A 13858-nucleotide genomic window follows, 5' to 3' on the forward strand; every position below is an offset into this window, starting at 1 on the left:
AGGATCTCTGTAGAGCGGTAGATTCAGGCCTCCTGCAGCCCCGGCCGGCCGTGCTCCACCGCATAGCGCTTCCAGCTCTGCACCGCGCCATTCGGCTGCATCACGGTATCCAGCGTCTTCATGTCGCCGATCCACGCATCGCGGGTGACATCGCACAGCACGTAGCCACGCTTGTCGGTGGTCGCCTTCAGATAGGGGCTGTGCGCAAGCTGGTTCCTGGCATACGCGTCCACACCCTGGCCATCGGCGCCGGAGGTGATCGACGTGGCGAGGAACTCGCTGGAGATCACGCCCGAGTCACGGTGGTCCTGCACCAGATCGCTGGCATAGTGGCGATGCGCGTCGCCGCAGGCGGTCACCACGTTGCCGAAGCCCACCTTCTCGATGTGGTCGAGCAGGCGCCGGCGGCTGTCCAGATAGCCCGACCACTGGTCGTCGGACGACTGCACCACCCCATCCTTCTCGCGCATGTAGTTGCCCAGCGCCACCTGGTGGGCGATGGTGTGCCAGCGCGGTGCGGCATCGGCCAGGCCGTCGAACAGCCAGCGCTCCTGCTTCGCCCCCACAATGCTGCGCTCCGGCGATTCCACCTCCTCACGCAGCGCCATGTTCACCTGCTTGCTGCGGTACTGGCGGGTGTCGAGCAGGTGCAGGTCCATCAGCGTGCCGTAGCGTGCACGTCGGTACATCTGCATGTGGCCATCGCGCGGGAATGCCGAACGGCGCAGTGGCATGTTCTCGTAGTAGGCCTGGAACGCCTGTGCGCGGCGCAGCAGGAATACTTCGCTGGGCGTGTCATCCTGGTCTTCGGCGCCGGCCCAGTTGTTGTCCACTTCATGGTCGTCAAAGGTGACGAACCACGGTGCCGCCGCATGCGCGGCCTGCAGGTCGGCATCGCTCTTGTACTGGGCGTAGCGGCGGCGGTAATCATCCAGCGTGTAGATCTGCGGGCCGACGTGGTTGCGCAGGTTGGTGAACGGCTGGCCGTTCATCTTCCGCAGGCCCGGCTGGCTTTCGCCTTCGTAGATGTAGTCACCATAGTGGAAGACGAAATCGAGCGGTTCCTCGGCAATGCGCCGCCACGCGGTGTAGTGGCCTTCTTCGTAGTGCTGGCAACCGGCCACCGCAAAGCGCACGCGATCCACCGCGGCCGTGGCTGCGGGCAGCGTGCGGGTGCAACCAACCGCACTGGCGTGGCCACCGACGCTGAAGCGGTACCAGTAGGGCCGTCCGGGCGCCAACCCGTCCAGCTCCACGTGCACGGCGTGGCCGAGTTCGGGATGCGCCATCGCCGCCCCCTGGCGTACCACCTTGCGCATGCCTTCGTCTGCGGCCAGTTGCCACTCGACCAGCATCGGCCGGGTCGGCATGCCGCCGCCGAACACCAGCGGTTCGGTCGCCAGGCGCGTCCACAGCACCATGCCATCGGCCGAGGGATCACCCGAGGCCACGCCCAGGGTGAAGGGTGTGCTGGCAAAGCGCGGCTTGGCCAGCAGGTTGCGCGGGTTCAGCGCGGTGGCATCGGCCTGCGCGGCCAGCGCGTGTGCCGTGCCCATCCAGGCACCGGCAGCGGACAGGCCGGCCAGGGCCAGGAATCGCCTGCGATTGATCGTCTCCACGGCTGTGCCCTCAGTTGTAGATGATGTGGAAGTAGAAGAAGCGGCCGTAGTCGTCGATCTCGGTACGGAAGCGCCCGTTCGGGCCGGTGCTGTAGGTCGGCTGGGTGTTGAACAGGTTCTTGGCCTCGTACTTCAGCGTCACGTGTTTGCTGACCTTGTGGCTGAAGCCCATGTTGAAGGTCATGTACGGGTCGTAGTACGAATCCAGCCACTGGGTGTCGCCGAAGTCGACCAGCATCCGGCTGCGGTAGGTGCCGGACAGGCGCAGCTGCGCGCTCTTCCACGGCATGCGCCAGATCACCGAACCGTTGAGCGACCAGTCCGGCTGGTACAGCAGCCGGTCCAGGCGGCGCTCGGTGCCATCACTGATGCGGTAGTTGGTCTGGCCTTCCAGCCGCGTGGCGTTGAAGTACATGTCGAAGCGCTGGCGGCCCCACTGCAGGTTGCGGTTGGCCACCGCGAACTCGACACCGCGCAGCTTGGACTCATCGGTGTTCATCGGCTGGGTCACCCGGTAGCGGGTATCACCCACGTCCTCGAAGGTGGTCAGGGTGTAGATGTCGTCCTTGATCACCTTGTCGAACAGCGCCACCGAGACCAGGCCGTTGTTGCCGTTGAAATACAGGTCCCACGCCAGGTCGATGTTGGTGGAACGGCGCGGCTGCAGGTCGGCATTGCCCTGCTTGATGCTGCAGAAGCCCCTGCCCTCCTCGTCATCGCCACAGCTGGTGCTGGTGGCCTGGGCGATGTTGCTCGGCGTCGGCCGGCCCAGCGTGCGGCTGGCGGAGAAGCGCAGGCGCTGGTCCTCGGTGAGCTTGAAGGTTGCGTTCAACGAGGGCAGCAGGTTGTTGTAGCCACCGCTCGTGTTGCGGAACGCAGAGGTATAGGTAGTGCCGCCATCATCGCTGAACGGACTGTAGGCATCGAAGCGGGTGTGGTCGTAGCGCAGGCCGCCGATCAGCAGCAGCCGGTCCCAGGCGTAGTGCGCGGACACATAGGCATTGGTGATGTCCTCCACGTACTTGTAGTCACTGGTGAAGTTGGCATTCGGATACGCCGCGTTGTTGTTGCCCAGTTTCGGCAGCAGTTGCTCGTTCCACTTGCGGTTGTCGATCAGCGGGAAGCCCGGCACGCTGCCCAGCAGCGTCGAACCCGGGTACAGGTAATCGTTCAGTGTCGCGCTGCTCTTGTAGTAGTCGAAGTCGATGTCCTGCCAGATCTTCAGGTGGCGGTACTCGGCGCCGGCGGCCAGGCCGAAACCTCTCGCATCGGCGTCGATGTTGTAGCTGAAGTCGGCGCGCAGGTTGTCGATGCTCTCCTTGGCATCGCGCGGGGAGACGTAGGCCTGCGCCGGATTGAGCTTGAATGCGGAACTGGTCAGCAGGCTGGAATCGGAAACGGCCACCGCGTTGGGGAATCCGTGGCTGTCGTTCTCGTAGTCGACGAACAGGTTGCTTGGATAGGCGCGCACGCCCCAGTAGACCTGGCTGTTGTGGAAGGTCTCTTCGGTATGGCCACCGCGAAGGGTCAGCCGCGAACGGTCCCCCATGTCCCAGTTGAAGCTGGCGATGGCGCCACGGTTGCTGCGATCCCAGCGGTCGTGGCGATTCTTGATGTAGATGCTGTTGATCTGGGTGGTGCCGCTGTCTTCGGTCTGGTTGCGGACCGGAAACTTGGCGTTTCCGTACAGATCCGTCTTGTTCATCGTCGAGTTCTCGTAGAACCGGTACGAATACAGCAGCAACGATGCGTAGAACGGATCATCCGAGGGCTTCCACTCAAGCTTGGCGGAGCCACCGAAGTTGGTGATGAAGTTGGTATAGGTGCCAGTGCTGAAGTTGCCAGGCGCACGCAGCCCGTTCCAGCCCTTGGCCTGGTCCGGACCCGTGGTACCGTCGGTGAGGTATTTGCCAGCGTCGCTGTAGTAGTAGTTCGACTCCACCCAGCGCTTGACGCTGTTGCGCGAACGCTGCTCGTAGCGTGCCACCGCAACGATGCCGAACTCCTGGTCGACACCAAACTGGTTGGAGAACACCATCTTGGCGCTCTTGCCGAAGTGGCCCAGGGTCTCGTGGTTGCCACCTGCGCTGCGCTCGACGTTGGTCTCGGCGGTGGAATAGATGCCTGCCACATCGGCAAACACGTACTTGCCTGACCGGTCGAAGGCACTGCGGCTGATGATGTCGATCACGCCGCCGATCGCATCCGGTGCCTGCTCGGCACTGAAGCTCTTGTAGATGTCGGTACGGGTGCCGATGTCGCTGGGAATCAGCTGCAGGTTGTTCATGCGCTCGCCGGAGCCACTGCCCCCCACGCTGGCAATCGCAATGCCATCGATGGTGGTGTAGTTGAGGTTGGCCTGCACGCCGCGCACGGTCACATAACGTGGCTCGCCGGCATCCTCCACCGCACTCAGCCCTGGAGCGGCCATCAGGCTCTCGGCCAGGGTCTCGTCGCCGTAGCTGTCCATCTCGTCATACACCACCGAATCCTTGATCACCGGCGACGACTTCTTCTGGTCGATGACCTCATGTGCGGCAATCACCTTCACCGTGTCCAAGGTCGGCGCCACCATTGACTCGGCCTCGCGCGACTTCGGCGCGGCCGGCTTCGGTTGGTTGCGAGCTGGCGCCGGATCGATGGCGATGACATTGCCATCCACCACGGTGTACCCCAGGCCGGTACCGGCCAGCAGCGCGTCCAGCGCCTGCCTGACGGTGGCACCGCGCGGCACCGCACCGGCCATGCGGGCATCACCGCCGGCCGAGTACAGGAACTGCACCCCGGAACCGCGCGACAGCTGCTCCAGCGCACGCGCCAACGGCTGCGCCGCGATCGGCGTGGATACACGCGCCTCCAGGCCATCGGCACCGGCGGCGAAGGCCAGCGGCACGCTGCAGGGGGACAGGGCGAGGATGATCGACAGGTAGAGCGTGTTGCGCATCACGGGTCCTTGGAAGAGAGAAGGCAGCAGGTGCCCCTGCGCGGATCGGCAGCGGCTTCTCCCAAGTAAGAGCCGGCATCCACCGAAGTGGAGAACGCGGATTCGATGAATTTTTTCTGACAGTCCACGACCGCACGGGCCTCAGCGGCTGCCAACCCGCACGGTGTCGCCTTCGCGCCTCACCACGAAGCGCGGGTCGCGTTCGAGGAAGGCCTGCAGCGCACCGATGCGATGCGCATCGAGGCTGCCGGACAACCGTGCCGATGCCGCACCTTCGTCCAGCACGCGTACCTGCACCTGGTTGTGCCGGTTGAAGGCAGCGGCCACCTCGTCAAGCCGCTCGTCGAGGAAGGACACTTTGCGCTGCTGCCAGTCCAGCAGCATCGACAATGGCAGGTCCAATGACTCGACCGCATGGCTGCGCGCGTCGACCTGCACCACCCGGCCTTCGCGCAGTTGCGCAAGACGCCGGGGGGCCACACCCTGGCTCCATACCTCCACCTCGCCGGAGACCACGCCGATGCGCGTGCTCTGCAGCCGTCGCGATACATCGAACACCGTGCCGATGTCGCGGATCTCCAGGCCGTTCACCGCCACCTCGAACGGACGGCGGTCGCGGGCGATGTCGAACGTTGCCTCACCCTGCAGCAGCTCCACCTTGCGGCTGAACCAGCCCATGCGTACCCGCAGGCGGCTGTCCGCGTTGAGCCGCACCTGGGTCTGGTCGGGCAGCACCAGGTCGCGAAGTTCACCCTGTCCGGCACTGTAAAGCTGCTCGGTGGGCATCACCTGCGGAACCAGGCCCACACCGAGCAGGGTGATACAGGCTGCGGCAGCCGCCACCCACCAGCGCGCACGACCGCGACGCGGCACAGCGCGCGGCGGCGCGTGCACGCTACCGAACAGCGGCACCACCTTGGCGGCGACCTGCCGCGGTGGAACCGCCGCGTCGTCAGGCAACGGCGATTGCAGCGCCTCGCCCACCTGCCGGTGCAACGCAAGGGCGTGCATGTAGGCGCGCACGTGCTCCGGCGAGCGCTTCATCCAGTCCAGGAACGCGAGGCGCCCGGCCTCATCCAGCGCCCCCTCGCGATTGCGCAGGAACCAGTCCATGGCCTCGCAGGCGATCGTGTCGTCGGCCGCGGGCGATGAGGTCCGGTTCATGTGAGCTCCCTGGCGCCCAGCGCCTTCCTGCAGGCCTCCAGCCCCTTGCCGATGTGCTTTCGCACCATGTGCACCGACACCTGCAGCTGCTGGCTGATTCGCGGGCAGTCCAGCCCGTCGCGGTAGTGCAGTTCCATCACCCGCCGCGTGGTCGCCGGCAGTCGTGCGATGGTGCTGCGGATATCGTTCCAGCGCTGCGCACGCTCGAATTCACCTTCGATGTCTTCTTCGCTTTTCAGCACTTCGGCCAGCAGGTCGACGTCTTCCAGCGGCGGCAGCGACGACCGCGCGCGCGCATGCTCGCGCGCCAGGTTGGCCGCCACGGTGAACAGGTAGGCTTCCGGGTTCTCGACCGCATCGGCATCCTCGCCGGTGCTGCGCAGCAGGCGCAGGTAGACCTCCTGCGCCAGGTCTTCGGCATCCTCGCTGGCCGAACCGCGACGCAGGAAGAAGCCACGCAGCAGCCGGCGCCGCAGTTCGTAGCTCTTCTCCCAGATCCTCACGCTGTTCACGGCCGGCCAACCACCCCGAGGCTGGAAAGCCCCGCAGGGTGACTGCCATCGATGACAGTGGCGTTTCAACGACCGGCAGGCAGCCGCTAGAATGCGGCCCCTGCAATGTCCCGGCAGCCCGCACAAGGAGTGCTCCCATCAACGCACGCACCGCCATCAACACCCTCAGCAGCCTGCTGTTCCTGCTGCTGGTCGCCCACACCACCGCCTACCAGCAGCAGATGTGGCCGCCCAGCCGGGTCATCCATGTGCATCCGGTGATCGTCGTCCTCGCCTATGCGCTGGGTGTGCTCACGCTGCTGCTGTGGATCGGCGGTCGTCGTGCACCGGAACCCGCCCAACGCCTGGCGCGCTGGTTGCCCATCGTCGCCTGGTGCCTGCTGGGCGTCGGCGTGGCGATCATCCCGGTGTTCCTGCCGGGGCTGTCCCCGGCCTGATCAGCGGCCGCGCCCAGCGCATCGGCCCATGATACGGCGCGCGGCACCAACCCTTGCTTGCCAGAGACCCAAGCCCTGCACGCCTACCGAAGCGTGGGGGGCAGGCCTACGCTTGTCTTCTCGGTGGCCGCCACGGTCGCCCTTCGCGTCACGGCGCCCGCCGTTGCGACCCCGCTCCAGTGCTGTGCGCCCTGCCGGTGTTGTCGCCCAGGCAGACGTCCGACCGGCGCCCTCTGGAGACAGCCATGAACCAAGCCCTCATTCCCTTCGATACCGATCCACTGGAAACCCAGGAGTGGCGTGAATCGCTGGAGGCGGTGATGCAGGCCGGCGGCCGGCCGCGCGCGCACTACCTGATCGACCAGCTGAGCGATCTGGACGCCCGGCAGCACGGCGACCTGCATACCCGTGCCTGGACCGCCTACGTCAACACCATCCCGCCCGAGCGCCAGCCGGCCTACCCGGGTGACCTGGCCATCGAGCGCCGCCTGAACGCGATGATCCGCTGGAACGCGATGGTGATGGTGCTGCGTGCCGGCAAGCACTCCAACGTCGGCGGCCACATCGCCACCTACCAGTCGGCGGCTGTGCTGTACGACGTGGGCTTCGATCATTTCTTCCGTGGCCGTACTGACACCTTCGACGGCGACATGATCTACATCCAGGGCCACTCCGCGCCGGGGATCTACGGCCGCGCGTACGTGGAAGGCCGCATCGATCCAGCGCGCATGGACAACTTCCGCCGCGAAGCCGGTCGCGAAGGCCTGTCCTCGTATCCGCACCCGCGCCTGATGCCGGAGTTCTGGCAGTTCCCCACCGTGTCGATGGGGCTGGGCCCGCTGACCGCCGCCTACCAGGCGCGCTACATGCGCTACCTGGAATACCGCGGCCTGAAAGAACACCAGGGCCGCAAGGTCTGGGCCTTCCTCGGCGACGGCGAGATGGACCAGCCCGAATCGCTGGCGGCAATTTCCCTGGCCGGCCGCGAGCGGCTGGACAACATCGTGTTCGTGGTCAACTGCAACCTGCAGCGCTTGGACGGTCCGGTACGCGGCAACGCCAAGGTCATCCAGGAACTGGAAGGCACCTTCCGCGCGGCCGGCTGGAACGTGATCAAGCTGATCTGGGGCAGTGGCTGGGACGACCTGCTGGCCCGCGACCACAGCGGCCTGCTGCGCCAGCGCATGATGGAATGCGTGGACGGCGACTACCAGACCTTCAAGTCGCAGAGCGGCGCCTACGTGCGCGAGCATTTCTTCGGCCGCTACCCGGAGCTGCTGGAGCTGGTCGCGCACATGAGCGACGACGACATCTGGGCGCTGGCACGTGGTGGCCACGATCCGCAGAAGGTGTACGCCGCCTACCAGCAAACGGTGAACACCAGCGGCCGGCCGACGGTGATCCTGGCCAAGACGGTCAAGGGTTTCGGCATGGGCGAAGCCGGCGAAGGCCAGAACATCAACCACCAGCTGAAGAAGATGAGCGCCGACGCGGTGCGCGCCTTCCGTGACCGCTTCAACCTGCCGGTCAGCGACGACCAGCTGGAGGAGATGCCCTATCTGCGCCCGGAACCGGGCAGCGCCGAAGCGGCCTACTTCGCCGAGCGCCGCCGCATCCAGGGTGGGCAGCTCCCGGCGCGCCTGGCCAAGGTCGATCCACTGCCGCTGCCGCCGCTGTCGATCTTCAACACCCAGCTGCAGGGCAGCGGCGATCGCGGTCAGTCCACCACCATGGGCTTCGTGCGCATCCTCACCAGCCTGCTGAAGGACCCGGAACTGGGCAAGCTGGTGATTCCGATCGTGCCCGATGAATCGCGCACCTTCGGCATGGAAGGCCTGTTCCGCCAGATCGGCATCCACTCCTACCTGGGTCAGCTGTACACCCCGCAGGACGCCGGCCAGCTGAGCTATTACAAGGAAGCCAAGGACGGCCAGATCCTGCAGGAAGGCATCAATGAATCCGGTGCGATCTGTTCGTGGATCGCCGCCGGTACCGCCTACAGCAACCACGGCCTGGCCACGATCCCGTTCTACATCTTCTATTCGATGTTCGGCCTGCAGCGCGTCGGAGACCTGGCCTGGGCCGCTGCCGATGCGCGTACCCGCGGCTTCCTGCTCGGTGCCACGTCGGGCCGCACCACGCTGATGGGCGAAGGCCTGCAGCACGATGACGGCCACAGCCACGTGCTGTCGTCGGTGATTCCCAGCTGCGTGTCCTACGACCCGACCTACAACTACGAGCTGGCGGTGATCATCCATGACGGCCTGCGCCGCATGTATGTCGACCAGGAAGACATCTACTACTACATCACCGTGCTCAACGAGAACTACCCGCAGCCGGCACTGCCCGAAGGCGCCGAGGCCGGCATCCTGAAGGGCCTCTACCTGCTGCACCCGGCGGCCGCCGACAGCGACTCACAGCCACGCGTGCAGCTGATGGGCAGCGGTTCGATCCTGCGCGAAGTGGAAGCCGCGGCAGAACTGCTGCAGCAGGACTTCGGCATCGCCAGCGATGTGTGGAGCGCGACCAGCCTGACCGAACTGCGCCGCGACGGCCTGGCCGCCGAACGCTGGAACCTGCTGCACCCGGCTGCGGAACCGCGCGTACCCTACGTGCAGGAGTGCCTGCAGGGCCATGACGGCCCGGTGGTGGTGGCCACCGACTACATGAAGATCGTCGGCGGCCAGATCCGTCCCTTCATCAACGACCGCCGCTTCATCGCACTCGGTACCGATGGCTTCGGCCGTTCCGACACGCGTGAGTCGCTGCGCAAGTTCTTCGAAGTGGATCGCCACTTCATCGTGCTGGCCGCCCTGAAGTCGCTGGCCGACGAAGGCCGCATCGAGCGCTCGCGGATGCAGGAGGCCATCGACAAGTACGGCATCGACACCGGCAAGCGCGACCCGGCCTCGGTGTAAGGCTGCCGGTGCCATGCCCGCGGATTCCCTCCCCGTGGGCATGGCGCAGGCGGCGCCGCTACGGTATCCGCTTGAACAGGTTGGTCTGCAGGATCGGCGTGCCGTCGTGGCCGTAGAACGCCTTGGTCTCGGTCATCGTCGTACGGTCGGCCGCCACGGTATAGATGCGGGTGGAGGCCGGCGTACCGTGGTCCACCAGCTGCATCACCAGGGTATTCGGCGCCGGCAGTTTCAGGTTGGCCTTGTCCGCGCCGTAGGTGCCGGACAAGGGCCCCGGCGTACCGTCGAGCGCCAACGTGCCGTCGGATTTCATGGTCTTGCCGTCGTGCAGGACGATGTCAACGTGTGAACTCCACCGACCCGCACCGGCGTCCTTGAACTCCAGCACCACCTGCTTCGGGCGCTGTGCTTCGGGTAACGCAGACGTGGCGATATCCAGCGACCAGCGCCCCAGCAGCGGCGAGGGCGAAGCTTCCACCGCCAGCGCCGGAACGGCGGAGAGCGAAAGCGCAGACAACAACACAGCGGACAACAGCTTCATACGGGGCTCCGTTTGAATGAGGAAGCTCTGCGTGGGGCGTTGCGGGGCAGTGCCCAGATCGTGCCGGTCGCCAGCAGCACGCGCAAGGCGGTGCGCTGAACGAGGGAGACTCCGTCCCATCCCGAGAGGCCAAAGCACCCTGCCCCATTGAATCGAGGCGGTTTCCGCTCTTGTTGACCTGAATAGTTACGTTATAACATTTCACGCCAATTTCACGGACCGTGCCATGCGTCGCCATCTCCTTGCTACCGCCATTCTGTTCGCCGTCCACAGCGCCCAGGCCTCGGACGAACCCACCCTCCCCACCCTCCAGGTCCAGGCCAGCCAGCCCTCCCGTATCGACAGCCGGGTCACCGTCGACAACCCACAGGCGCAGAACCGCACCCTGGGCGGCCTGCTCGAACACGTCTCCGGCGTGCAGAACAGTGCTTTCGGGCCGAACGCGGGTGCCCCGGTCATCCGCAGCCTCAGCGGCAACCGCGTGCAGATCCTGCAGGACGGCCAGTCCATCCTCGGGATGAACGCGATCAGCGGCGACATCAACATCCCGTTCGATCCGCTGTTCGTACGCAGCGTCACCGTCAACAAGTCTTCCGACACCGTGCGCTACGGCGGCAATGCGATCGGCGGCAGCGTGGAGATCGATTCGGGCCTGATTTCGCGCCGCATGGAAGACAAGGACCAGTCGATGGAGCTGGTCCTGCGCAAGGGCTTCAACGCCGCCGATGCGCAGGGCTTCCGCATGAACTTCAACAACCAGCGCAATATCTCAACCAACCTGCAGGTCTCGCGCCAGCACATCTCGCACTACGATATTCCCGGCAACAGCAAGGCCGGCGTCTGCAACAGCGGGCTGTTCCCGGCCTCCGGTGGTGTCAACTCGGCCCTCGCCGACAGCTGCCAGAAGGAAGCGCGCGTCCAGCAGATCTACAACAAGGCGTCGCAGCCCTACATCGACCAGTTCATGACCGAAAACCCGGACTGGGCCGACGGCGATTTCTCCTTCTACACCAACAATCCGACTTCGGTCTGGCAGCGCCGCACCTACATCAATCCGGTCAACCCGGCCTACGTACCCGGCACGCCTTCGTACGTGCAGAAGCAGATCAACAACGATGTGACGCCCGATTACCATCACCGGTTGGGCAACAGCTACGCGAGAAATTCGCAGGTGGCGCTCGGGTCGACCCTGTTCTTCGACCGTGGTTACGTGGGTATCAGCATCGATGCCAAGGACAGTGAATACGGCGTGCCGGGGTTCTCGATGCAGAACCTGTCGTTCGGCTCCAACTATGCCAACGGGCTGCCGGTGGGGGTGGTGATCAAGCAGGAACGCTATGCACTGGAAGCCCTGCTGCGCGATCCGCTGCCGTGGTTCGAGCGCGCCGAACTGCGCGTTTCCAAGCTGGACAACACCTCGGGCGAGCGGCTGGGTGCCACCCGCGCCAACGACTACGATTTCGAGAGCACCCAGGCCGATCTGCTGCTCAGCCATCAGCGCGTCGGTCCGCTCAGCGGCATGCTGGGTTTCAGCCACCAGTCGCGTGATGTCACCGGCAGTGGCTCGCTGCGCTACCTGCCTGACGTCGACACCCGCAGCAACGCGGTGTTCCTGAAGGAGACGCTGGACTTCGGCTGGGCCAGTTTCGACGCTGGCGTGCGCCACGAGCGCGTTGACCATGACCTGCAACCAAGCCGCTTCAAGATCGCGCGCAATGCCGCCAACACGAAACTGCAGGACCGCGACTACCGGCTCAACAGCTACAGCCTGGGATCGTATGTCGAGCTCGGTCCGTTGTTCGCCGCCAAGGTGCGCTACTCGTCCTCGCAGCGCGCACCGGAGATCAACGAGTTGTATGCGAGCAATGCCCACTATTCGGTGATGACCCAGGAAGAAGGCAACCAGAACCTCGAACCGGAGCGCGCGAAGAACCTGGAACTGACCGGCCTGTTCCACCTTGGTGGTTTCGAACTGTCGGCCACCGCGTACCGGATGAAGTACGAGAACTATCTGTACCTGGGTTACTCGGGCGTGCAGACCGCCAACCGCCTGCCGCTGAAGTACTGGAAGCAGACCGACACCACGGTGAAGGGCTTCGAGATCGATGCCTCGCAGGCATTGGACCTGGGCCGCTACGGCACGTTGAACGTGTCCGCCTTCGCCGACCTGGTGAAGAACAAGGCCGACCGCCCCGATTCGCTGCGTGCCCACAATGACGGCGAGTACCTGCCGAACATGCCGACCAACCGCTACGGTGCCACCCTGCAGTGGCAGCGCGAGGAGTGGAAGGCGCAGCTGTCCAGCACCTACTACGACACGCAGAAGTACCTGGGCCGCAATGTCAGCGAGGAAGTGCCACTGGATGCGTTCAACCTGGTCGACCTGCAGGTCAGCCGTGAGCTGCCGGTACGCAACAGCTACATCGCCGGCATGGAGGTGTTCGTCAACGGCAGCAACCTGCTCAATCAAGAAGCACGGCCGCACAACTCGCCGCTGAAGTACATCGCGCCGCTGCCCGGGCGCGGTTTCCAGGTGGGCGTGACGGTGAAGCTCTGAGGATCGAACGCGTCGGTACGCGCCTGCGGGCAAATGGCCTGCAGGCGTTCTCCCCCGCCCCCCTGCGGGGTTGCGCCACATTCACCGGTTGATTCACCATCGGCAAAAGAGGAGAGCGTGATGAACTGGAAGCATGCGGTTTCACTGGCGCTGTTGTTGTCCGTTTCATCAGCCGCAAGTGCTGCGTCTGCGATCACCTACGACAAGGATGGCCGCTACGGCTATTCGATGAACCAGTCTTCCCTCACCACTGCGATGCAGCAGTCGCTGCACTACTGCGCAGCGCGATCACGCAATTGCGGTCAGTCCGCCAGCACCACCAGCGAAGGCTATTCGGCCATAGCGACCGGCACGATCGCGTTGGGCTTTGCACTGGGCGAGAAGACCGCGGACGCCGCGCAGCGGAAGGCCGAAAGAATGTGCAGGGAACGTGCCAACGACTGCACGCTTGCGTTGCTGTGGCGGGAAATTCCACCTCGCCACATTGAACCGCCACGGCTGCCGGGTACACCCGCTCCGGCGCCGGCGACGACACCCGCGCCCATGCCAACGCCTGCCTCCCGCACCGATCAGCCAGGATAGTCAGCTCCACGCTGCGAGTGTCGGATAAAGAAAAACGCCTGCAGATCGAGGATCTGCAGGCGCTTCTTTGTATCTGGCGGAGTGAGAGGGATTCGAACCCTCGATAGAGCTTTTGACCCTATACTCCCTTAGCAGGGGAGCCCCTTCGGCCACTCGGGCATCACTCCGGGGTTTTCTCCGCGTCTGGTGCGTTGCACCTCAGCGGGGCGTGAATCATAACGTTAATCGAGTGCGAAGGTAAAGCGTTATTCGGCAGAATTTTCGCTACCGGTGCCACCGGCTTCGTCACCGCGCTGGATGCGCTGATAGATCTCTTCGCGATGCACAGCAACGTCCTTCGGCGCGGTGATGCCGATACGCACCTGGTTACCCTTGACGCCAAGCACGGTGACGCTCACCGAGTCTCCGATCATCAGGGTTTCGCCGACGCGGCGAGTCAGGATCAACATTTTTGTAAGTCTCCATGGAACCGTGTGGAAGGGTATCCCCCACCGGCTTGACGCTCCGTCAAGAAGCGCTACCACGACAAAGGGAAAAGATTCGCAATGGTACCGTCAGCCGTCCCGCTCCTACAAGGAGGGGGA

At 64.8% G+C, this 13858-nt stretch carries 10 protein-coding genes and 1 tRNA gene; 4 read left to right on the forward strand and 7 right to left on the reverse strand.

Annotated elements, in window-relative coordinates; genetic code table 11:
* Nucleotides 1-23: 23 nt before the first annotated feature.
* From JLDANKMP_RS00315 to JLDANKMP_RS00330, 4 genes are all read right to left on the reverse strand, one after another.
* On the reverse strand, nucleotides 24-1619 hold the full coding sequence (locus JLDANKMP_RS00315; protein WP_212560316.1) for an alkaline phosphatase D family protein: 1596 nt from the start codon (nucleotides 1617-1619) through the stop codon (nucleotides 24-26).
* A 10-nt stretch (nucleotides 1620-1629) separates the two neighbouring features.
* A complete protein-coding gene (locus JLDANKMP_RS00320; RefSeq protein WP_212560317.1) occupies nucleotides 1630-4563 on the reverse strand; it encodes a TonB-dependent receptor in 2934 nt (977 codons plus the stop codon).
* A 141-nt stretch (nucleotides 4564-4704) separates the two neighbouring features.
* Nucleotides 4705-5727, reverse strand: a complete 1023-nt coding sequence (locus JLDANKMP_RS00325) for a FecR domain-containing protein (RefSeq protein ID WP_212560318.1) — start codon at nucleotides 5725-5727, stop codon at nucleotides 4705-4707.
* Nucleotides 5724-6239 carry a sigma-70 family RNA polymerase sigma factor gene (locus JLDANKMP_RS00330; protein WP_005409031.1) on the reverse strand — a complete coding sequence of 172 codons (516 nt, stop codon included), beginning with the start codon at nucleotides 6237-6239 and terminating at the stop codon, nucleotides 5724-5726. Before JLDANKMP_RS00330 ends, JLDANKMP_RS00325 begins: the two co-directional genes overlap by 4 nt.
* A 38-nt stretch (nucleotides 6240-6277) precedes the next feature.
* Here JLDANKMP_RS00330 and JLDANKMP_RS00335 point away from each other — a divergent pair, with 38 nt between their 5' ends.
* Both JLDANKMP_RS00335 and aceE read left to right on the forward strand, forming a co-directional pair.
* Nucleotides 6278-6676, forward strand: a complete 399-nt coding sequence (locus JLDANKMP_RS00335; RefSeq protein WP_043035001.1) for a hypothetical protein — start codon at nucleotides 6278-6280, stop codon at nucleotides 6674-6676.
* Between the two features lie 245 nt (nucleotides 6677-6921).
* Nucleotides 6922-9594: a pyruvate dehydrogenase (acetyl-transferring), homodimeric type gene (gene aceE / locus JLDANKMP_RS00340; protein ID WP_212560319.1), complete on the forward strand. Its 2673-nt coding sequence runs from the start codon at nucleotides 6922-6924 to the stop codon at nucleotides 9592-9594.
* 58 nt (nucleotides 9595-9652) lie between these two features.
* On the opposite strand, the gene JLDANKMP_RS00345 is transcribed toward aceE, so the two are convergent.
* A complete protein-coding gene (locus JLDANKMP_RS00345) occupies nucleotides 9653-10135 on the reverse strand; it encodes a hypothetical protein (RefSeq protein WP_033834139.1) in 483 nt (160 codons plus the stop codon).
* A 226-nt stretch (nucleotides 10136-10361) separates the two neighbouring features.
* On the opposite strand from JLDANKMP_RS00345, the gene JLDANKMP_RS00350 reads away from it, so the two are divergent.
* Both JLDANKMP_RS00350 and JLDANKMP_RS00355 read left to right on the forward strand, forming a co-directional pair.
* Nucleotides 10362-12692, forward strand: a complete 2331-nt coding sequence (locus JLDANKMP_RS00350) for a TonB-dependent receptor (RefSeq protein WP_212560320.1) — start codon at nucleotides 10362-10364, stop codon at nucleotides 12690-12692.
* 120 nt (nucleotides 12693-12812) lie between these two features.
* Entirely contained in the window at nucleotides 12813-13274 is a 462-nt protein-coding gene (locus JLDANKMP_RS00355) for a DUF4189 domain-containing protein (RefSeq protein ID WP_212560321.1), read from the forward strand.
* A 74-nt stretch (nucleotides 13275-13348) separates the two neighbouring features.
* Here JLDANKMP_RS00355 and JLDANKMP_RS00360 read toward each other — a convergent pair.
* Nucleotides 13349-13441 (reverse strand) — tRNA-Ser (locus JLDANKMP_RS00360).
* 78 nt (nucleotides 13442-13519) lie between these two features.
* A complete protein-coding gene (gene csrA, locus JLDANKMP_RS00365; protein WP_004152909.1) occupies nucleotides 13520-13723 on the reverse strand; it encodes a carbon storage regulator CsrA in 204 nt (67 codons plus the stop codon).
* Nucleotides 13724-13858: the final 135 nt, after the last annotated feature.

This window comes from Stenotrophomonas sp. PE591, from assembly GCF_018320795.1.
Classification (GTDB): Bacteria; Pseudomonadota; Gammaproteobacteria; order Xanthomonadales; family Xanthomonadaceae; genus Stenotrophomonas; species Stenotrophomonas maltophilia.

Bases quoted from the DNA above. Each gene is read 5' to 3' on its own strand.
- JLDANKMP_RS00350 (WP_212560320.1), top strand. From the start codon at position 10,362: ATGCGTCGCCATCTCCTTGCTACCGCCATTCTGTTCGCCGTCCACAGC.
- aceE (WP_212560319.1), top strand. From the start codon at position 6,922: ATGAACCAAGCCCTCATTCCCTTCGATACCGATCCACTGGAAACCCAG.
- JLDANKMP_RS00345 (WP_033834139.1), bottom strand. From the start codon at position 10,135: ATGAAGCTGTTGTCCGCTGTGTTGTTGTCTGCGCTTTCGCTCTCCGCC.
- JLDANKMP_RS00355 (WP_212560321.1), top strand. From the start codon at position 12,813: ATGAACTGGAAGCATGCGGTTTCACTGGCGCTGTTGTTGTCCGTTTCA.
- csrA (WP_004152909.1), bottom strand. From the start codon at position 13,723: ATGTTGATCCTGACTCGCCGCGTCGGCGAAACCCTGATGATCGGAGAC.
- JLDANKMP_RS00325 (WP_212560318.1), bottom strand. From the start codon at position 5,727: ATGAACCGGACCTCATCGCCCGCGGCCGACGACACGATCGCCTGCGAG.
- JLDANKMP_RS00320 (WP_212560317.1), bottom strand. From the start codon at position 4,563: ATGCGCAACACGCTCTACCTGTCGATCATCCTCGCCCTGTCCCCCTGC.